14 protein-coding genes and 1 pseudogene are annotated in these 22807 nt (G+C 35.8%); 12 read left to right on the top strand and 3 right to left on the bottom strand.

The window, feature by feature from the left end:
* The first annotated feature begins 5 nt into the window (after positions 1-5).
* The 5 genes from HNP38_RS05835 to HNP38_RS05815 all read left to right on the top strand — a co-directional run bounded on the left by HNP38_RS05835 (position 6) and on the right by HNP38_RS05815 (position 14738).
* Entirely contained in the window at positions 6-10295 is a 10290-nt protein-coding gene (locus HNP38_RS05835; protein ID WP_184185843.1) for a SpvB/TcaC N-terminal domain-containing protein, read from the top strand.
* Positions 10292-10795 (top strand): hypothetical protein, encoded by a 504-nt coding sequence (locus HNP38_RS05830; RefSeq protein ID WP_184185841.1) that lies wholly within the window; start codon positions 10292-10294, stop codon positions 10793-10795. The genes HNP38_RS05835 and HNP38_RS05830 overlap by 4 nt, the downstream gene beginning before the upstream one ends.
* Positions 10796-10858: 63 nt before the next feature.
* Positions 10859-11788, top strand: a complete 930-nt coding sequence (locus HNP38_RS18130; RefSeq protein ID WP_317166716.1) for a T6SS effector amidase Tae4 family protein — start codon at positions 10859-10861, stop codon at positions 11786-11788.
* Positions 11772-12212 carry a hypothetical protein gene (locus tag HNP38_RS05820; protein WP_184185835.1) on the top strand — a complete coding sequence of 147 codons (441 nt, stop codon included), beginning with the start codon at positions 11772-11774 and terminating at the stop codon, positions 12210-12212. The genes HNP38_RS18130 and HNP38_RS05820 overlap by 17 nt, the downstream gene beginning before the upstream one ends.
* Before the next feature lie 372 nt (positions 12213-12584).
* Positions 12585-14738 carry a hypothetical protein gene (locus tag HNP38_RS05815; protein ID WP_184185832.1) on the top strand — a complete coding sequence of 718 codons (2154 nt, stop codon included), beginning with the start codon at positions 12585-12587 and terminating at the stop codon, positions 14736-14738.
* Positions 14739-14778: 40 nt separating this feature from the next.
* Here the strand turns inward: HNP38_RS05815 and HNP38_RS05810 are convergent, their stop codons facing one another.
* Positions 14779-15135 (bottom strand): winged helix-turn-helix transcriptional regulator, encoded by a 357-nt coding sequence (locus tag HNP38_RS05810; RefSeq protein ID WP_184185829.1) that lies wholly within the window; start codon positions 15133-15135, stop codon positions 14779-14781.
* Positions 15136-15220: 85 nt separating this feature from the next.
* Between HNP38_RS05810 and HNP38_RS05805 the strand changes: the two genes are divergently transcribed.
* The 4 genes and pseudogenes from HNP38_RS05805 to HNP38_RS05795 all read left to right on the top strand — a co-directional run bounded on the left by HNP38_RS05805 (position 15221) and on the right by HNP38_RS05795 (position 18182).
* The gene (locus HNP38_RS05805; RefSeq protein ID WP_184185826.1) at positions 15221-15820 is read left to right on the top strand and encodes a nitroreductase family protein; all 600 of its coding nucleotides are present in this window, start codon (positions 15221-15223) and stop codon (positions 15818-15820) included.
* 428 nt (positions 15821-16248) lie between these two features.
* Complete coding sequence (locus HNP38_RS18180; protein ID WP_410493762.1) at positions 16249-16929, top strand: hypothetical protein; 681 nt, start codon at positions 16249-16251, stop codon at positions 16927-16929.
* A gap of 42 nt (positions 16930-16971) precedes the next feature.
* Positions 16972-17379: a hypothetical protein gene (locus HNP38_RS18175; RefSeq protein WP_410493761.1), complete on the top strand. Its 408-nt coding sequence runs from the start codon at positions 16972-16974 to the stop codon at positions 17377-17379.
* Positions 17376-18182, top strand: a pseudogene (locus tag HNP38_RS05795) (PRTRC system ThiF family protein). Before HNP38_RS18175 ends, HNP38_RS05795 begins: the two are co-directional and overlap by 4 nt.
* 158 nt (positions 18183-18340) lie before the next feature.
* Here the strand turns inward: HNP38_RS05795 and HNP38_RS05790 are convergent.
* Both HNP38_RS05790 and HNP38_RS05785 read right to left on the bottom strand, forming a co-directional pair.
* On the bottom strand, positions 18341-20044 hold the full coding sequence (locus tag HNP38_RS05790) for a hypothetical protein (RefSeq protein WP_184185823.1): 1704 nt from the start codon (positions 20042-20044) through the stop codon (positions 18341-18343).
* Between the two features lie 527 nt (positions 20045-20571).
* Positions 20572-20766, bottom strand: coding sequence for a PH domain-containing protein (locus HNP38_RS05785; protein WP_194299330.1), 195 nt, complete (start codon positions 20764-20766; stop codon positions 20572-20574).
* A gap of 86 nt (positions 20767-20852) precedes the next feature.
* Between HNP38_RS05785 and HNP38_RS17935 the strand changes: the two genes are divergently transcribed.
* The 3 genes from HNP38_RS17935 (at position 20853) to HNP38_RS17925 (ending at position 22583) form a co-directional block, all read left to right on the top strand.
* On the top strand, positions 20853-21077 hold the full coding sequence (locus tag HNP38_RS17935; protein ID WP_228460961.1) for a hypothetical protein: 225 nt from the start codon (positions 20853-20855) through the stop codon (positions 21075-21077).
* 90 nt (positions 21078-21167) lie between these two features.
* Positions 21168-21617: a helix-turn-helix domain-containing protein gene (locus tag HNP38_RS17930; RefSeq protein ID WP_228460959.1), complete on the top strand. Its 450-nt coding sequence runs from the start codon at positions 21168-21170 to the stop codon at positions 21615-21617.
* Positions 21618-21788: 171 nt separating this feature from the next.
* Complete coding sequence (locus HNP38_RS17925; RefSeq protein WP_228460957.1) at positions 21789-22583, top strand: DUF1398 domain-containing protein; 795 nt, start codon at positions 21789-21791, stop codon at positions 22581-22583.
* The last annotated feature ends 224 nt before the right edge of the window (positions 22584-22807 follow it).

Below are 22807 nucleotides of genomic sequence, written 5' to 3'. Positions count from 1 at the left end.
CTAACATGAGAATTACATCAAAAATTAAACTGAGAAGAAAGTTTCTTCTTCATTCATTGTTTTTTGTCTGCATTTTTATTTTTGCCAGCTTTACCAAAGAAGACAGATATAAAGTCAGAGAATGGAAAAAAGACCTGATGAGCAGGCTGACGGATAAAAAAGATATCGATCAGCTGGCTGCTCATTCAAATAAAATTATATCTGAAGATCAATCCGATATAAAAAATTTAAATGTACATTCATCAGTCTCTGATGATTTAAATTTAAATCATGGACCTGATATGAAACTCAATTCTGAAGAAGAGACTTCGGATGTAATGAATTCTTATTCTGCTAAAGAAAAAGAAGGAACAGTGGGAATATTTTCAGATCAGGAAGAGGACAAAATTTCAGATAATTTCTTTACCATTGATATCACTGACTTTAATAAGGAAAATACCAATGCTTATTTAGAATATGATCTGTATGGCCTGGCATCACATCAGTCCGTTCCAAGGTCAATTAATCATAACCTGGCGATGGGTGGTGAGGTTATTGTACCCCAGGCAGAGTGGAGTCATCAAAAAGAAGCACTAAGCTCTGAACTTATTAAAAACGGTATTAATACCATCTTATTTACATCACCTTCTACAGGCGTAAAATACAAAATAAAAAATCTGAAAATTGTTTTTGAAAAAAACAGAAATACATCTAAAGATTTAATTGTTAACTCTGTTCTTTCAGGTGATCAGCTATATGTAAAAGGATTCAGCAATTCATCAGCAGATCTTAATATTAACAGTAATTACGTTAACACTAAAAATGGAGAGTTTGAGAGAGTGATCAGGTTATCGGAAAAAGATAAGCTTACCGGAAGCTTTTCAGTTATAGCCAATGGAATTACTCAGTTATACAAAATTCCTGCAGATACGAAATCATTTAAAGTTTCAGATAATAATTATTTCAATTCAAAAGGGATAAGCATTTCAAATGACAAAGAATTGGATGTACCATATGAAGATTCGAATTTGAAAATAGAAAAGGAAACATCAGAATCCGCTTACATTGAGATTTTAAAACTGAGGGAAAAAGATATTCCGGCTGTATCCGGAGGCCTTAAAAATATTACTTTAAATAACTCAGGGTACAGGCTGTCCCTTAAATCAGGAAAACTTAACAAGAAAGTAAAAATTACCATTCCGTATGACGAGAAAAAATTAGGTCTTTTTTCCCCAAAGGAGATAAAGGTCTTTTCTTTTGATTATAGCAGAAAAAAATGGAAAGTTACCGAAGCAACGGTTGTAGATGAGAAAAATAAGACGGTAACATTTGAAGGAGATGGTGACGGAGATTATATCAATGGGGTTATTTCTGTCCCGGAATCACCACAGCTGAATTCATTTACGCCAACAACGATCAGCGGTCTGAAAGCAGCTAATCCTGTAGGTGCCCCCCTGATGCAGGCTCCGACAGCAAGCCAGACGGGAGATGCCAATATCAATTATCCATTGATGCTGCCTGCCGGTACCTCCGGTATGCGGCCGTCATTATCTGTTACATATAGTAGTGACGGTGGAAATGGCTGGATGGGAGAAGGCTGGAATATCGCAGGCTTATCATCCATATCTGTTGATACGCGGTGGGGAACCCCGACTTTTACGGCAGGTCAGGAAACTGAACTCTATTCATTCGATGGCGAAATGTTAGTGTATCCTGACGGGTACCTTCCTCACAGGCATAACAAAGTTAACCCCAACGGTACATTTGATACTTCCCGACAGGCAAGAAACGGCTCAGGAGGGAAAACCTTTTATCTAAGAAAAGGCCACGATTTCACTAAGATAGAGAGATTTGGAACAAGCCCGACAGATTACAGATGGGTGGTAACCTCTACCAATGGAACAAAAACCTATTACGGTGGCGACCAGTCAACGCTTGTTCAAAATGCTGTGCTGAGAAATTATAATGGAAACATCATTCAATGGGGAATATGGAAGACAGAAGATGCTCACGGGAATAATATCATTTACGAATATAAGAACCAGTCAATCAATAACTTTACAGGAGATGATCAGAATCTTAATGCCGGATGGATATTTCATATAGACAAAATTTACTATACGGGAAGAAATGGCCAGAAAGGACCTTATATTGTAACATTTTTTAATGATACGAAAAGATCCGATAAGCAGATTAACACCAAAGGCATCCTTAAAAGAATTGAACCATTTTTACTCACAAAAATAGATGTTGATTTTAAGAACGGAGGTAATCAGCAGCAAAACATACGGTCTTACAATTTTACCTACACTACCGGAATATTTCAGAAAAGCCTTCTGAGCAGAATGAAGCTGAAGGTAATTAATCTACGCACCGATGGCGCAGCTTTTGACTATAATTTTGAATACTATGACAACGGTACGGTCTTCGGAACCGCTACCAATATAGCAACTCCGGGTACTGACGCTTTCTCCGATGTGGTAAGTTCCATCACCACCCCTTCCAAAATAAGTGCAGACAATAATTTTGAATGGGGATGGTCTTTAAGAACAGGAGGAGGTTTGGCGTTATTCAGGCCTCAATTGGGAGGAGTAAAAAACTTTATGCTGTCTCTTTTTGGCGGTGCTTCTTATCCCCGAATGAAAAGAGGGCAGGAGTTGGTAGACTTCAATGGAGATGGAATAGCAGATATTTTGTACCGTAAAAGAAATGGGGATAATGGTATCAAGCTGATTCCCGGAAGTATAGACAACAATGGGCAGTTGGTATTTAACAGTGCACAACAGTCAGTAGGAAATCTAAACAGTAATTTTTCCCACTCAAAGGGTACCACATGGAATCTGGGGGGAAGCGTTGTTTTCAATTGGTTTAAAATAGGATTCGATTTTTCATATATCAATTCCGAGAGTGAAAATGAAACTCCCATTTATATGATGGATGCCAATTCTGACGGATTACCGGATGTCATTAAAGATGATAAAGTCTGGTTTAACCGAAAAAACGGAACTATGCAGGAAATGGTTATTACCAGTGATTTAACTGAAAACATGGTCATAACGGATAATGACCCTCAGCCTTATACAGAACCTGAAGATCCTGATGACATTGACCCCGTTAAGCCTAAAAATGATGTGGTTAAGGTTTGGATTGCTCCAAAAAACGGGTTTATAGAAATTTCGGATGATATAGCGATTGAGCCAGGGCAGGATAATTTTGCTAAAGCAGTCTATTCCATAGAGATCAAAAACCCGAATGATGTTTCAAAAAATTGTCGTTTATACCTAAGGGAGCTCAATAGCACGGCCAGTCAAAATGTTACGATACGTCAATATAACAGTTATCCGGGAACACCTCTGGGCGTATCAAACTCTTCCAGAATTTATGTAAAGTCCGGTGAAAAAGTATATTTCAGATTACACAAAAAATCAGGGACTAACTATATCGTAAATACCAATCCTATAGTTGTCTATACTGATAATGGAGGAAATCAATTACCTGACAAATTTATTGAAGAACAGGATGGTTATATGCCCAATAAAACAGATTATGACGACAAGTTCTTTTTAAATAACCTGACGAAATCATTTAAATTTACAGAACCTGCTAATATCCGCATTACCATTCCGGAATTCACAATACACACTCTATCTGACAGAGTGAAATATTCTATCGTTCTCATTAAAGAAGACACCAGTGTGGCGCAGAACCAACAGACGACTATCAATACCATTTATGAAGAAATTGTTGGCCCGTCTCCCGGACAGTCTGTAACGGTTTCACCGGTGGATATTAATTATTCTGTTCCAGCTCTTAATGACCCGAGTGAATCCTGGCATTTAAAATTTTTAGTGGAAACCGACTCCCACATCAATAAAGAGATTGAGTGGAATGATATCGTGGTAGAAGGTTATCCTAATGCATCTCACAGGCACTATGGTGTTGCCCAGTATCCGTCTTACCATATCAGAGACCTGAAAGATAAATTTGATATTTCTACTTTGAATAATCTATCGTCAGGTAATGATGAGTATTCAATATCTATTAATAAGAACTTCAGTTTTAGCCCTTCCGTACCTGGCAGATTCATGTACGTGATCAAGAAAAAAGGTGTTTTTCTGGATAAAAGAATTGTAGAAATATCCAATGGTATATTAAAAGAATATACTATAGATCATAATCTTATTAACGGAAATGACCCGATACCTTTCTATCACGGAGATCCTACAGCAGGTGTTATTGATGATCAGGAAAAATTAAATATCTTAATTTTCTGTGATACCAATAAAGACAGGCTTGCCTATGAAGCACTCAAATTACAGCTGGGCAATAATATATTTAATATTTATAACCAGTCAGGTAGTTCTCTTTTAAATCATACCACCGAAACATCAATAAATACCGGTGAATACAACGGAGTAAGTGCTGTTTATCATAACTGGGGACAATTTCTTTATAATGAAGCCAAAGACATCGTTCCGGCTGCAGGAAGCACAAATCAGCAGCCTCCATTGATTCCTGGTTGCGATCCGCGTAAGGAAAATGATTGTATTTCTGTTCCAACAGGCCCAGGCGGGAGTAGTACCGCCCCGGCATATACAACCAATCCGAATACTCCGAAAGATCAGTATGGTGCATTAATTAATGATGCAACCCTTGAAAACCCTTTCCAGTTTAATTTAAATTTTCCAGCTTGTGCGGGTATTACCAACTCTCAACAATATGGAGAATGTGTAGGAGACCAGCTTGCCAATGAGTTTCAAAACAATTATGCCAATAACCAGGTATTTGGTGCGGCATCCCCTTTCACCCCGCTTAACCCATATAAAACCGATAAGATAAGAGAACACAAATGGATCAACCAGATATTTCATGAACAATATTCAAAGATAGGCAGTTTCAAAGATGATGAAACACCTACTTCTCCATTTATAGACAGCGATACCGATGAAGATGATATTGAAGTAGCCAATAATCCTAATACAAGAATGTTCGCTATTTCTAAAAAACAAAAAAGCAAGTCGAAAACAAAAAATGCAGGAATTGGAATCGGTCTAAGTTTCACTAACTCTACTTCAGAACTGAGAAATATCGGTAATATCCAGACCCAGGACTTCTTCGATGTGAATGGTGATAATTATCCTGATATGCTGTATCGTACACAATCTCAGCAAACCAGCATTCTGGGAGGCTTGAAGGGTGCGCAGAGTGGTATAGAAGGGACAGACAAAGTGATCACAAGAACGGATGATTTCATGAATACCAAATCCGCGGCATTCGGTCCTTCAGGAAGCAAGTCAGTAGGAAGACAGACCAACAACAGCGACACCAATGCAACAGGGGACACATCGGTTTCGTGGTCTATGAGTGTAGGCACATCCAATTATCCGAACTCCTACAATAAGACAACAGAGTATTGGATGGATATCAATGGAGATGGCCTGCCGGATAAGATTGAAGGAAATAACTACAAGCTAAACTTTGGGACAGGATTAGTTAATGGAGGTATTCCGGGATCCACAGGATCTTTCGCAGGATTCGAAGAACCTGTATCCAAGCCTGTACATTCTTCATCTTTTGGAATAGGCGGCGGGATAAACTCTGTAATTGATGCAGTTCAGGGCGTTGAATTGGGAATAGCCATTTCCGGAGGTATTGGCGGAGGCTCCTCTACCGCTACCTCAAAGAGGTCCTTCCTGGATGTGAATGGTGATGGTCTTGTAGATATAGTTCAGGTAGATGAGAATACCGGACAAACCAATGTAAAGTACAATTTAGGAAACCGTTTTGCTAATCCGGTAAGTTTAAATGCCAGCCTTGCCGAAGAAACAAAAACACACAGCGGTTACGCCAGCTTAAACGGAGGATATTACATCAACATACCGTGTATCGTCATTTTTGGTATTCCTATCCTGTACGTAAAGCCTTTCGGGGCAGACCTCTCTGCAAACGTAGGATTATCTGTGTCAGAAATCAATAAAGGCTTAAGAGATGTTAATGGTGATGGTCTTCCTGACCTGGTAATCAATACCAATAACGGATTAAGGATACACTATTCACAGATCGGTAAAACCAACAAACTCAAAAGAGTGTCCTATGCTGAATCATATGGCGGTGATACCCCTAAAAACCTGGGTGCTGCCTTTATTATTAACTATGGATCCTCTAAACCATCCTACAATGATCCGCAGGCAAAACTGGTCATGTCAGAAGTTATTATTCCGAATCCTGATGCCTTCTCAGGAACATATACTTCGAGTACAACTGACAAGGATGTAATAGCCCGATTTGAATATGAAAATTCCAGATATGACAGAAGGGAACGCGAGAAATACGGTTTTGGAAAGGTAAAAACGTACGAAATGTATGATAATTCTACCATTTACCGTACAACTGTTCAGAACTTTTATAATCAGAATTATTTTATTCGCGGCTTACTGAAATCAGTTGAATCTTATGTTGGAGCAGGAACATCAAACCTTTTGTCTGCCTCAACAAACAGCTATAAACTTTATCAGTTTAATCCGTCTGTTAGTGAGCTGATAGAGGTGCCTGCCGCTCAGTTTGAAACCTATGATGTTGGAGGTACGGAAGGCAGAAGAATGGGCCGTGTGCTCATGTCCGGCATTACTAAAACCATTTATGAAAGTGGAGGCTCGGTTTCTACACAAGGGCAGCTATTTTATAATAACAGGGGACAACTTACCAAGTATCAGTATACAAGCCCGTCTAACAGCTATAACAGTGTGATATCTTACCATGTGAATCTTAACAATAATATTCTGAATGTACCGAGAATGATCACGGTATATCCCGGAGTAACCGCTACTAATCCATTGCGTAAACGCGCTACAGAAATTACAAATTTCAATACCGGAGATATTTCCAAGGTTAAAGTATGGCTTACTTCAGGAGAAATTGCTGAGACAGATATTACTTATGACCCGTTTGGCAATATTAAAACCGTTAAGTATCCTCCGAATGAGTTTATGGAGAGGTCCGAGCTGCAATATTTTTATGACCCTATGGGTAAATATGTAATTCAGGTAAAAGATCCTATTTTTAATCTGTCTTCTTATGCTACCTATGATCCTCTGAAAGACACTGTTTTGGAGTCTACCGACATTACGGGGAATAAAATGGAATATGAACATGACGGATACGGAAGGCCTCTTAGAATAGTCAGCCCCAATGACTGGCAGGTACATCCTTATACCATTAATTATGATTATTTTAATACCCCTGTGACTCTTAGTAATGGTAACAAATTACATCTCTTCACGGCAAAAACGTTACATCTCGATCCTTATCATCCGGGTAACGATATTGAAACAATTTCTTTTGCTGATGTTACAGGCAAGGTGATACAGGTGAAAAAAGATATAGAGATAGATGATGAAGAAAAAATGTTGGTTTCAGGAAGGGTAATCAATGACAATTTGGGAAGAGCGGTTGTACAGTACCATCCGGTCTTTGAAAATAAGGATGCCGCAATAAATAATAAGCTTACCCTTACCCTTGCTCAGCACCATACTTCTGCGAGTTATGATTATAAAGACAGAACGGTATCTACTATTGACGAAGATGGAAATTCTGTGGACAATAAGTTCCTCATAGAAAACAACATGTTTAAAACAGCAACGTCCCAAATGCAGAATGCTTCAGCTCAAATCAACACAGAAATTTTGACAAATGCGGAAGGAAAAACTGTAGAAACACGAAACTATTTGCCGGGGCAGGTTTTAAACACTTTCTATTCCTATAACCAAATAGGAGAAATAACGAACATTTATGATCCTGAAGGTTTGGAAACAAGCTTCACCTACGATATGGGCGGCAGAAGAATAAGCCAGATCCATCCGGACCGCGGCGAAGCTTCATATACCTACAGCAAGGCCGGACAGCTTACCCATATACTAAATACCAACCTTAATAATAACGGAGGTGTTCCGATTCATTATAAATATTCTTATAACCGATTGACGAATATCAATTTACCGGATATACCGTCAGGAGCAAATCCCGCTAATGTATCTTATACCTATGGTACTTCAGGAAACAATACAGGCAGAGTCGTAGAAAAATATGACGGCACAGGGGTAAGTTATTATGAATATGGTAAAATGGGAGAACTGATCAATGAGCTTCGCTATATCTATGGTTTCTACATGCCAAATTTAAAATTTGACACTTCATATGAGTATGATAACTGGAACAGGATTCGGACTATTGTTTACCCTGATAATGAAGTAGTGCGATATGAATACGATTTAGGTGGAAATCTGAAGAAAATATTTAATGATGGAGGTTATGAATACGTAAAATCCATCAAGTATGATCATTACGAGCAGCGTACAAATATTGCTTTCGGAAACGATACTTCATCCAGCTTTACCTACGAGCCTGGTAAGAGAAGGCTGCAGAACCATCTGTTGAATGATGCCAACAATACTACACTATTGAATGGTACATACAGCTATGATTACGTAAGCAATATAACGAGCATTGAAAATACCAGCCCAACGACCAATACCGGATTTGGAGGAAAGTATACTTTTAATTATCAGTATGATGCTCTCAACAGGCTTATGAGCTCCTCAGGCAACGCTGAACCGGAAAGAAAAGACGGTTTGCCGCCTACACTAATTCCGGGAATAACATCAATGTACCATACCAATATGCAGTATAACATGAGCAGCGGGATAGATACAAAAGAACAGCATCATGAGCAGGACGGTATAGTAAACACGAATAATACTTATTTAAATAAGTATGTATATATTCCAAAAACGCACATGGTAGAACGAATCATAGATGTTGCTTCCGGAAATGTAGAACATTTTAAATATGACGGCAATGGAAATACGATCCATCAGATGACACCACAGACTGGCCTTACTAGTTTTTACTGGGATGAGCAGGACAGGCTAAGGGCTATTCATACACCGGAAATAGGTTCATTCCAGTATTATGTTTACGACGATAAAGGTGAACGTACTATCAAAGCCAATTTGAAGAATGATTCAGAGCTTTACCAGAACGGTGAAATGGTAGATAATGGCTTAATGTTCGATAACTTTAAGGTTTATCCTAATCCTTATGCTGTATACACTTCAGATGGTATACTTACCAAGCATTATTTTGCAGGAGCTCAGCGTATTGCAAGCAACCTTAAAGATGTGGGTAATATTTTTAACAACAGACAGGCAGCATCTGCAGGAGGTAAAGAAAGTGCTGATCCTAAAAATAAACAATCTGCCGCCGAAACAGACTTTAAAAATTATCTGTCTAAAGCCGGTTACAATAGTTCGGAGATTGAAAAAGAATTTGCCAAAGCTCCGGCACCTATGGGAGGCGTTTATTACCTTCACGGAGATCATTTAGGTACGGCAACTTACGTAACTAACGAAATGGCAGAACCTACACAATTTTTCTTAAATTTACCATTTGGAGAAACTATGGTAGAGCAGCAGGAACCAACAGCCTATGTTAATCCATATAAGTTTAATGCCAAGGAACTGGATAGTGAAACAGGCTTATATTATTATGGAGCCAGGTATTATAATCCGAAGGCGAGTATATGGTATGGTGTGGATCCGCTAGCGGAGAAATATCCAAGCTGGTCGCCGTATGTATATACATTTAATAATCCGATAAATTATATTGATCCAGATGGTAAAGAAGGTATAGTCATTTCGGGACAACCAGGTGGTCATAAGAATAAAGAACATTTCTTGGCTAATGGACTTGACAGAGCAAGAAGAGCCTTAGATAAGAGACATAATACTTCTGAAAAAGTAACTTGGATAATTTATAATGATGGCTCTTCTAAAAATGGGCATAGTGCCAAAATGTTAAAATCCTACAAAGAAAAAGCACAAAAATTAGGTATTAACTTCAAAGTAGTAAATTCCGTAGATCAAATTGAAGATTATATTAATACAAAAGGAACAGGTAAAAATGATGCAAGAGACAAAGACCAAATAACCAGCTTTTATTATTTAGGGCACGCTATCCCTGGTACTTTAAATCCAGGCTATCCTAATAAAGAAGAGGCACTTGATCCTGAAGACCTTAGAGATAAAGCGTTTTCTAGTGGGACTTGGATTAATTGTACCGGAGGCTGCCGTACAGATGTTGATAAATCATGGATCTGGGATGATAGTGTCGTTGATAAATTTCAAGAAAAAGTAGATGAAAAATCAACAGTTAATGGAAGTAGTGTAAGGACTCAATATGATGGTGGTGTAAGAACAGATGAAGAATTAGTAAAGGAAAATAAGGGAAAAGTTGTAACAGTAAAAGGTACAAAAAAATGAGAATAAAAGTTTTTACCATTAGCGCTGTGTTTCTATTGATATATTTATATTTTATCTATAGACCTATAATTATAGATCAGACAGAGTATTCTTTTAAAAATCAAAATTCTTTTACAGAAAAAAATGATAGTATTAGACTTTTTAATGAGATAGATTTTAACAAGAATGATAATTTTAAAGCTATACTTATAATAAAAGAAAGAATAAATATCTCAAAAGAAATACCTTTGGGTCAAGTTTTTAAATGTTCAGATAAAGAACTGATTAAGAAGTTAAGTACAATTAATTTTAGATATACCGGCGCAGATATTGCTACTGTTGAGAATGAAATTATTATCTATAAGAATGATAAAGTCATCTTTAGAAGCGGAATAGTAACTGATGTTGATAAAGAAGGACTGCAGAATTCTGAATTTGGATGGATTATAACGAGAAACGGCAATCTAACAAAAATTTTAAATAAATTTAATAGAAATTTTTCTCCAATAATTTTTCTCTAATTAAAATGGAGCTATTACATCTGTCAGGATAAAACTTTCACTGTTTAACGGAAAAATAGAAACATTCGGATTAAAGCTAATCCGAATGTTTTCTTAAGCTCACGAATTATTTATCTTTTCCTAAACTTATCATTTGGAGAAACTATGGTAGAGCAGCAGGAACCAACAGCCTATGTTAATCCATATAAGTTTAATGTCAAGGAACTGGATAGTGAAACAGGCTTATATTATTATGGAGCCAGGTATTATAATCCGAAGGCGAGTATATGGTATGGGGTGGATCCGCTGGCAGTGTACAATCCTGTAATGGAAACCCAGTTCTATGGAGACGGAGAACATAATAGAGGAGTTTTCTTTTGGGGGAATCTTAATCCTTATATTTATACTTACCAAAATCCTATCATTTATGTAGACCCAAATGGAAAGCAAGTTAAAGTAACAGACATGAGTTATGATAAACTTGAAAGAAACTATGATCGTTATGGAGAAGGGATTCTTCAAAGAGAAAAAAGTCTCAATTATTTGGCAAATAAAAATACTAACACTTGTGCTATTAAATTATCTGACGCTGCAAATAAATCTGGCTATGCAATTCCTAAAAGTTCTGAAACTCCTAGCAATGTTAGAGTCCAAAATGGTAAAAAAGAAGATAGTGGAAATTTTGTATTAGATGCTGCAAGTATGGCAAACTATTTAAAGAGTAAAGAAAAACCAACAGAAACATATACTATTAAAACTAATAAAGGTGTTGACAAGATGATTGCAGATATTCATGAAAAATATGATGATATGCGAGGTATAATAATATATGTTGCAGATGATGCTAAAGCTTATGGAGCTACTGGTCACGCAGATTTAATTTATGAAGATTGGGGTTGGGATTTGTCTTTTTCCTCAGGAAAAGATGTGGGACCATATTTAAAAGAAGATGTTTTACCTAAAACAAGCATTAAAGTATATATATGGGTGCAAGATTATGATAAAAAAAAGTAGATTAAACTTTATAGTTTATGGAATTACAATAATATTGTTTGCCATAATAGCATGTAAGAAGTATGATGATGAAATTGGAATCCCCGAAAATTATATTCTAACTGAAAATAGAATATCTAATGATTGTGTTTTTTTTCAAATGAGATTCACAAAAGGTGATTATATTTTAAAATATTCTTTATCAGGGAGTTGCAAAAATCTGAAAGAAGAAGCATATTTAAAAAGTTATTCTATTTATATAGATAGTAATTATGATAATCTAAAAAATAAAAAAGGTTACATAATGATTGATCATTACAAAGTATCTGATATAGAATTGTTTCAACGTAAAATTATTTGGATAACTAAAAAAAAATTGGATTCTTCTGTTTCATTGTTTGAGAGTAATGAAAATAGTTTTACATTGATACTTTCTAATAATTGAAAAGAGAGTGGTAGTGTATCAAAGTTAGTGATGATACGTTTACATCAGTTTCTATCAGTTTCTATTACTTGTCCATAATAAAATAATATTGAATGAAACCAATAGGAAAATACCCTTTTGGTTTCATTTTTTTATACCAGACATTGCCTGCATTTCATACCATTTTATACATTTGAAATAATATTGCATTTGGGCTTTAAAAATTCCAACTTGTGTGAATTCATTTTGTACATTTGAAATAATATAATATTTGAACTTTAAATATTCCAACTTATGGCAATTTTAATATGCTTAATTACAAAGGATTGCATTAAGGATTATCAAATAAAGTTCTAATTATTATATAGCCAGAACAATTAAATATTAAAACAAATGAAAAAAAAATTACTCAGTTTAGCAGCAATTCTTGCTGCTTTTTCAGGTGCTTATGCCCAGGTGGGTATAAATAATGACTCGCCGGGTGCTTCTTTGGAGATTACTCCTAAAACTACAGGATCAAGACCGGAAGGTATATTAATTCCCAGGTTAACCGGGAATCAGATCCAAACAATGGATATGCAATTAGGTATGGGGCAAAACTCGATGCTCATTTATGCTACAAGTGCGGTGACGGCTCCGGCAGGGATTACCGCAGATCTTACTTCACCCGGTTTTTACTATTATAATCATAGTTTAACAAAATGGGTGGCAATAAATAATGGGGGAATTGCTGCAAAGACTCCTATTTCAGGACTTACAGATGGGATAGCTGCCAATACAATTGACAGCAAAAATTTTGATCAAACCTGGAACTGGACCACTGCAAGTACACAAACGCCATTAACTTTAAGGGCGAATGCATTAACTACAGGTACGTTGTTGGATATTGGAACAGCTAATAGTGCTTTAAATTCTACTAATGGCCTGATAAGAATAATCAATAATGCGGCTCCATCCGTATCTACCGGAGTTTTTGCGAGGTTACAGCCAAATAATACGGCCAGTAGCGGTATTTCTCTTTTGAATAATGGCAACTCAGGCTTCGGGATCCTGCTTCCTTTGTCTAAAATACATATTGCGGAAACAGGAACTACCAACCAATCTGCAATTTTTGTAAGCCAGGCAAGTAATGCAACTGCGACGGGTAGCTTAGTTGGAACAGGTTCTAAAGGAATGTATATAGATATGGGCTCAGCCTCACAAGACAGGGCATTAGTGATCAATCAGAATGGGACAGCGGCTGATTCAAGAGGATTAAATATTACGATGAATTCCACAAATAGTTCTATGGGAGGGTTTATTAATCATACCGGAACAGGAGAGGGGCTTAGGATTCAAAATAATAATACCCTGAATAATAGTGACGGAATATTGATCTTACATGACGGAAATTCTATAGGAAATGGAATTAAAATACAAATGCAGGGAACAGCCAATACCGGGGATGGTATTAATATATTAGAGTCAGGAGCTTCTAATGCTATATATACAACAGCAAGTACAGGATCCGTAGACCCTACCACTTCCGTAAGCACCAGAAGAGCAGGTATTTGGGCGGATAGAACAATAGGGAGTGCCGCAGGTAATAATCAGGGAAGCGGATATAGCGGGCCAGGATCTGCTTCAAGTTCCTTGGCTCATACATCTCTGTATGGTTCTATGGGAAATGCTACAACATCTTCTACAACGGATTCCTACCTTTTTGGAGTGATAGGAGAAGTTTTGTCTGTGGGAGGATCAGCTGCCGTAGATCGTTCAGGGGGAGTATTAGGAAATGGGCAATCGGCAGGAGTCTTTGGCATTTTAGGGTATAGAACATCAGCGTCAGCCAATGCTGGTGTATATGGTAACGCGGCTATGTCTACAGGAGCCGGAAGATTGGCCAGAGATAATAAAGGAGCTAAAGGATTCGGAGTAATGGGAATAGGAGATCTTATGGGGGCTGCTTTTAAAGGTGATGTGTATGGAATGAATATTAGTGGTAATCGCTATGGGATGTATATTGACGGGGCAACATATACTAATAATATCATTGCCAATGTAAGTACTGCGGAGAATCATACTGACAGGATTACTACCTATGTCCCTACATCAACTACTGCAGATATCTATACCAGAGGAATTGCGGAAATTAGTAAAGGCGGGCTGATCAATGTTGAATTTGATAAAAACTTCTCAACTCTGGTTGCAGACAATTCTATTGTGGTTACGCTGACACCGATCGGGAGAAATTCGCAGATATACTTAGAAAGAGAACCTACAGCATCCGGTTTTAGTGCCAAGGTGGATGATACAGGCTATGTGAAATTTTCATATATAGCGGTAGGAACAAGAAAAGGTTTTGAAAATTTTTCTGCCCCAAAAGAAATTTTAGCCAATGACTATGACAAAAATATGGCTGAGGTTTTACATAATGAGGCTGATATTTCTGCTGAAGGAAAACCTGTTCATTGGGATGGTAATGAGTTAAAATTTGAAAAATCAGGAGATCTGCGGACGAATAAAAAATCTGATGGTGTGAAAAAATCTATTGAAAAGACCCAATAAATTAATAGAAATTTATTGAGAGTAGAATGAAAGGAGATAATCAGGAAATTTCATTCCTGATTATTTTTTTTGATTTCTCAGTGGCCTGCTCTCCCCATTTCGCAATTTCATTTAAAACAGGAAGCAGCGTTTTTCCAAAGGCTGTTAATGTATATTCTACCATCAGTGGAGGCTTTTTTGTGAAAACTTTTCGGTCAATAATGTTGTCTTCCTCCAGTTGTTTGAGTTGAAGGCTTAAGGTTCTTTCCGTAATTGTGGGAATTAGTTTTCTCAGTTCATTATATCTTTTTGAACCTTTAGCCAGATGAATGAGAATCACTGCTTTCCATTTACCGCCTATGAATCTCATCGTTACACTTGTACAGCAGGGATATGGTTTTTTATCAATTATATACATTTTTTATACTATCATTTTTTACCGTTATTGCAAAGATAATAAACTTAAATTACTTTTGTAACTATAAAAATGATAGTATAAAATTATGAGTTTTTTAGAAAAAATGAAAACGAGGTATACCGTTAAAAAGTATAACCCTCAGGGAACGGTTAGTAAAGAACAAACAGAGCAGCTTAAGGAAATTTTGAGTTTGAGTCCGTCATCTATTAACAGTCAGCCCTGGAATTTTGTTTTTGTAAGCAGTATTACAACAAAACAACAACTGGCAGAAGCTTCCTATTTCAATAAGGAAAAAGTTTTGGACTCCAGCCAGTTGATTATTTTTCAGGTGATCAGAAATCCCGAAGATTTTGAAAAGCAGATCGAAGAATATCTTCCCGAAGGTGCGGTTGCTTATTACAGAAATATGGTTAAGCCTAAAGGTGATGCAGCCGTAAAATCATGGCTGGCCAATCAGGTGTATTTATCATTAGGGGTTTTACTGTCTGCATGTGCAGATATGGGAATAGATTCTACACCAATGGAGGGAATAGAAGCAGATAAATATGACGATATTCTGAAAAATGAAAATTATACTACATTGTTTGCCGTTGCAATCGGGGAAAGATCTGAAACTGACGCTAACCAGCCAAAATTGAATCCAAAGCAAAGGCTGACATCTGAAAAAGTAATTTTAGAAGTATAGCTTACCTATTTTTGGCGCAAAAAAAACGAAATAATCCCCACTATGCAGGCACTTTGCGACAAAAAGGGGAAAATATCAACATATAGATGGTTTTATAGGGTACAAATTTAGACAAAAAAAGCCATAAAACGGTCATTGAGCACCAAAGATAGTGCTCTAAATCGTACCCCTTTTTTATGCAGACAAAAGGGAGATACTAAAAAGGCTGAAAAGGCTGCATTTGACTTATAAATGGCTGTTATTGTCCTCCTTGCAGACTGCTCATTTTTAGAGGTTGAATTTAATTTTACAACAATAAAATGAAGCGTATGAGAAGTACATTCAAAGTCCTTTTCTTTCTGAAAAGAGACAAAAAAAAAGATATGTATCATATAGCGGACATTCCGTATTACAGATAGCAAAGAAGTTATCTGTATTGGATATACGAAATGCACGAAGATTGGATAAAACAGTGTGATGAAGTGGAAGAAGATATGCAGGAGTTCAGGCGTGAATTTAAAATCTCAAAAACCATAGGCGACAAGATAGAGCAAAAGTTATTTAACCGTAAAAATCTGGAAATGTTTGAACAGCGTTTAAATAATTTTGACAGCCATACTGCTTTCGACCATGATTGCTATAAAGTGGCTTTCGATGATTTTGCCCTATATTCGGAATATCCGAAAACAACCATATTCAGAAATCAGCCAACCCCTGATAAAAACCCATATTTTGATGATGAGAATAAGACCATTGGAATGGAAATGTATATTTCGGTTGTTGCTGATACCAAAGGTTACTTATATAGCAATATTGAAGAAAATATTAATACAGAGTTTGGTGAATACGGAAGTGTTGAAGAGCCTACTGTTTATATTCCCATTACCGGAACACTATATGAGCCAAAATCTGCATTGGTCTTTTATAAGTCCTTAGATAAAAATGCAATGATGTATGTTGAGCATTTTGATATGGACAGAAACGGAAATCTAATCAATGCGCATCCTTTGACCGTAAACGAAGCCGAAGTATTGGCAAAATCATTAAACACCGATGAAGAAAAGGACAAAACTTTTTTAAAATCAAAAGGGATTTTACCTACCAACATTCTGAATATCAATCCGAGCTAAAACGGTTCCGTACTTTGGTACACCCAATCACAATAGTGACAGATGTACTTTGTGAAGAATTTGGGAATACCCAATGGAAAAACACAGGTTCCTGCAATGCTTTGGTTTGCTGATAAAGAAAACCTTTCCGTATTTGCATTGGCAAGTGATAAAAGACCAGCCGAAAAATCCCCTTTATACTATGCGCCATTTTTCAATGTGTATGAGGATGGTGCGGTGTGTATGGGAACAGTAAATGTAAATATCAAAAATTCGGCTTCCGTAGAAGAATTTACCACTGCTTGGGAAAATTATTTTTTCAACTCTTATTTCAGTCATTTATTGGATAACTACAATCCGATAAAAGGAAATTGTGTAAACCTTTGGAAAACATTAATGGAAATAGGCGAAACCTTTCCTGCTGAAACATTAAAAAAGAACAGTAAAACACTTAAAAATCTATTACGATGAATATAAAAAATATAGTCCATTTTATAGACAATGAGTTAATCAGTCCGACCAATCCTATTTCGGTAAACTTTATCGGTGCAGGAGGAACAGGATCAAAAGTTTTAACTGCTTTAATGGAAATGAACCATAGTTTAATCGAATTAGGACATGCAGGATTACAGGTTCGTCTTTGGGATGATGATATTATTACAAGTGGCAATTTAGGCAGACAGCGTTTTGCTGAAAGTGAAACAGGATTGTATAAATCCGTAGCATTAATCAATCGTGCCAACCGTTGAGCAGGAACAAATTGGAAAGCTGAGACCGTAAAATTTGAAAAAGATAGTTTCGGCAGATTGTCTGACAATGCACATGCAACTATTACCATTACCTGTGTTGATAATGTACCGGCAAGGCTTGGTGTTACTGAAATTCTGAAAGAAAAAAGCGACTATAGGAATTATAGCAATGAACCAAAATATTGGTTGGATTTCGGGAACAGCTAATATACGGGACAGGTATTATTATCAACAGTCGGAGCAATCAGATAACCCAAATCAGAGAGATACGAAACGATAAATAACCTTCCTTTTATTACCGAAGAGTTTGGCGAACTTTTAAAGCAGTCTGAACAGCAGGACGATACACCAAGTTGCAGTTTGGCGGAAGCTCTCGAAAAGCAGAATTTGTATATCAATTCCACATTAGCACAAATGGGATGTTCTCTTTTATGGAATTTATTCCGCAACGGACTAACCGAAAACAGAGGCTTCTTTCTTAATCTGAAAAACTTTCATTCACAACCCATAAAAGTCGCTCGATGAAAATCCGTTTTAAACTGCAAAAATGCAATTCCGACCAAAGGGAGGAATTGCATTTTTGCAGTTTAAAACGGATGCAACCACATTTCTAAAACATTTTCGTTACTTTTTCCTTGGGATGTTTTTGAAAAAAGGTTGCAATTTTAATAATAATTATTATTTTATTTTTGTTTTCCTCTTCCCAAAACATAAAAGGAATATCCTAACTGAAATTGTGAAAAATTATTTTTTCGGTATCCCATTTCAGCATTTAATCGCCATCTTACAAAAAGTTTCCCATTTTGTTTTTCCTCATTAACATATAAATACCCTAAAAGTTCATATTCATTAACCCATTTGGATATGTTCCCTCTCCTGGCTCCGGTCAATGGATCTAATGCTCCGTAATATTCCAATCCATCTGTAAGCAAACTTAAATATTTTGGTCTCCAAGAAGCATAGAATCCATATCTTGTCTCTGGTAAAACATTAAGAACAAGTTCGGGGAAAAATTGCCAATGGTTAAGGTTATATTCTTTGAGTGTAGATTTAACTGTATCGTCAGAGTTCAAAACTCTTAAGCTATCCTGAACCTTTGTTTGTGCGAACTTGAATCCTGCATTGATGTGTACTTGAGATTTTATTAAAAGCATATCTATCAATGCAATATTTGAAGTTAAACCAATATTCCAAACCTGATGATTGGTTACGTCAATAGGTGTTGTGTATCTCTTATTGATAAGAATTGGCTGTCCTAGATATGAGGTTTCTTTAATATCCTGCATTTCTGGGATTAGATACCTGTTATTATCTTCTATTTTAGTGACCCCGCCTGCAAGTTTTAAATACTCCATAAACCCGATGCCACTCCTGAAGAGGTAAGTCATTAATTTTACTCTCGTTGTATTGAAGTTAAATTGCTTTTCCAACTCAAATTGAATTAACCCATTTGGTTTATTGGAATCAAATCCCAAGAAATCACTAAAAACACGAGCTTCCAATATTTTGTATGTTTTATCTTTATATAGTGTTGTCGATTTTCCACCTTCAATTGATACTTTAATGTTGGCAGGGCTAAAATCATTGGTATATAAATCATTTTTAAATTCATAAGATTTTATGACCTCTCCTAATTTTATAAATATCTCATTATTCTTAAATAGATCAACAGAGTCACCTCTCTTGCTGTATAAAAGATTTTTATCAACATTTTTTTTCTGATTTATATAGAGTGAGATTCGTTCCAAATTACGAATGTTTTTTTTACTTGAAAGGCCAATTCCATATGTGTTTGTAAATCTTAACTCAGTATTTTCAAAGTCTTTTAATTTTATGCATTCATCTATTTTTGAATCAGCATCTTTTATAATTTTTCCGTCTACAATTACATCTTGGATAAATCCGTTTTGAAAAACAATTTGAGTGTTGGTAATTTCAAATTTCAATCCTTTAATTTGTGAATATGGAGGCTTTAAATATCTCCTATCCCTATATAAATTAACAATTTTGTTTGTCTCCAAATTTCCGGCTATTGGAGCATAGTTCAAATCATCAATAATGTCAATATTTGAGACAACAGTATAGAAAATCTCATCAATGGTTTTATTTATTTTATTATCATCTCTTGCAATTTTATTAGGACTAGTTAAGCTATCTAATGTTTGAAAAATAACATTTTTAAATGTTACAATATCCAGCTTTGGCAATGTAAAGTTTTTCTTTTTGTCATTTTCTCCTACTTTAAAAACATCGAAATCATAATTGTTACCATTTTTAGAAAATGTAATAGAATAGGTGTCATTATCACCAATCGAAAAAATGTGAGAAACCTGTGCAGAAAAATAAGTTGTACAAAAAATAAGTACAATGGATAAAATTGTTTTCATATTTATAGTTTTTGTAAGTTTTGTAAAATTAAAATTTTGGAGAAACATAATCAATTACACTTTTGGGTGATATTTGCAGTTTGAATGAGCCTTTCGTCATTTAGATTTAAAAATAATTTCGATAATTTTAAAATTGATTTATTTTCATTCTTGTTGGAAATAATGTTATCAAAAGATGTATGATAATCTAAAAATTTGTTGAAAGAAGTTTGTACCTAAATACTGGCAATTGATAACAATGCAAGTATAGCAAAGAATTTATTTTTCATTTTCATGATGTTTTTAGTTTACATAAATTTATGAAAATAAATATATATTCAATTGATTTTAAGTAAAATATTTAACTCATATATCCCAAATAGACACTTCCTCCTTGTGGTTATAAAAGCGTTTTTGCAGAAAATTAGAGAAGCCATATTTCAAAAACATTTCCAGCACTTTTACTTGGGCTGTTTTTTGAAAAGAGTTTGCGAAGCTGATTTTATTGGAATTTATTACGAATTAAATAGATAATTCATTTAATCAAATTATTTTTTAGCATTGATTAAAGCATTCCTCAGCTCCATCGGATTTTCAATGAAGTACGTACTGGTTACATCTCCGGTAGTTACAACCAACGTTCCGAGATTCAAAGCCTTTCCTAAAAAACTTTGATGCAGCTGCATTCCTTCTAGTTTATTTAAAGAGAGGTCGGAAAATGTTTTTCTTAATATTCCTGCCAACTTTGTATAAATTAGCTAAATGGAAAAACCCAGATCGTATATTTTTATCAATTTTTTTCTTCTATAAAATTTGCCAGTATAAAACTATGAGATTTGATAAATTTGTACCGACCGACCGGTTAAAGCCCTACATCAAATATTTTGTAGTGTCCGAGAATGAACGGGAAGAGGAATATAAAATTTTTCCCTCTTCAGGATTGGTCATTGGATTTCAGTATAAAGGCAAGCTCTCAATTATAAAAGGGAATAATGAAAATAAACTTGATTCTGCAGGAATAACAGGAATATCAGGGAGTTATAAGATTTTTTAAAATTCAGCTGATATCGGTACTATACTGGTTTTCTTTACTGAAATCGGTTTTACTCATTTTGCCTCACATCCGGCAAATGAACTATTTAATTTGAGTCTGTCACTCGATGATATTTTTAATAAAAAGAACGTTACCGAAGTAGAAGAAAAATTGGCAATGGTTGCTACAGACTTGCAGCGAATCAGAATTGTTGAACGTTTTTTACTGTCACAGCTTAAAGATATTCAGACAGACAAACTTATTGTTGAAGCGGTTAAGCTTATTGATCAAAGTAACGGAACGATCCGTATAAAAGAGCTGAATGAAAGGTTGTTTATCAGCCAAAGCCCTTTTGAAAAGCGGTTCAGAAAAATTGTAGGGACCACCCCAAAAAAGTTTGCTTCCATTGTCCGGTTCAATGCGGTGCTTAATAACCTTAATAATGCAAAATCCCTGACTGAAATATGCTATGAAAATAATTTCTTTGATCAGGCTCACTTCATTAAGGACTTTAAACAGTTTACGGGCGACACCCCCGAAAATTTTAAACATTTTTTATAAAAACGATTTTTTACAATTACAGGGATTTTAGCATTTGCACTTTTGCATTGTAATCTTAATGTAAGAGCAATGAGAAATGTAATCTTAAAATCAATAGTCATTTCGTCAGGTATATGCATTATGATTTCGTGTAGTTCAACCAATCGTTTAGCAATTAAAAATCAAGAAAAAATGTTTACAGTAGAACAAATCAAAGAAAAACTTTCACAAGTGAGAACCGGTGCAGATTTTCCTGCTTTGGCAAAGAACCTGAAAAATATCGGGATAACGTATTATGAAACCAAAATGGAGGATGGGCGCAGCACGTACCACGGTGAAAACGGTTACGAACTGTCCACAGGCCCAGGCTATGAACCCATTGTAGTAGCTGATCAGGTAAATATAGAGCAGTTGAAAGCTGACATTGCGACTCATCAGCAGGGAAAATCGGATTACTTTGAAATAAGCCGTCAATCGGCAAACAACGGAATAGAAAAATGGGCGGTTTGCTTAGTAAGCATGACCTGCACATATGTTGATAAAGCCGGCAGCAAAGTCTGGGTAGAGCATATTCCCGATATTTCCGGTCAGAAGCCTCCATTTACGGCAGAACAGATCAAAGAAATTCACGGTAAAGTAAAATCAGGGGCAGATTTTCCTTCATACATCCAAGAGATCAAAGCATTGGGGGTAACGCATTATGAAACCTATGTAAGCGATGGGCATATCGACTATCATGGGGCAAACAACTATACTGCAAAAGTACCAAGAAAATATGATCTGTTGACAATTGCCGATACGGCAAAGATCGACGAATTTAAGGCAGAGCTGAAAGCTCATCAGCATGGCAGAACGGACTTTCTGACCTTTATCAGAATGTGCGCGGTATTTGGAATAGAAAAATGGGAAATCTGTATGGAGAAAATGACCTGTACTTACTACGATAAAATGGGGAATGAAATTTTGGTGGAGCAGATACCTCAATAGTCCTATTGATACTAAAAATAAACAAACAATAGTAGTCATTAAAAAGATTATCATTTACTTATAAATAAATGATACTAATAGAATTACAATGATGTTAATCTCTATAATAGCTTTCCTGAGATACACTATCTTAAATTACTCTTGATGATTTTAACCATAAAGTCTGTCTATATAAGATTTTTGATGAGGTATAGTATAAAAGAAGAGAATCATTATATGATTCT

The sequence above is a fragment of the Chryseobacterium defluvii genome, from assembly GCF_014204415.1.
Taxonomy (GTDB): domain Bacteria; phylum Bacteroidota; class Bacteroidia; order Flavobacteriales; family Weeksellaceae; genus Chryseobacterium; species Chryseobacterium defluvii_A.
This window is presented reverse-complemented; position numbering and strand designations above follow the sequence as displayed.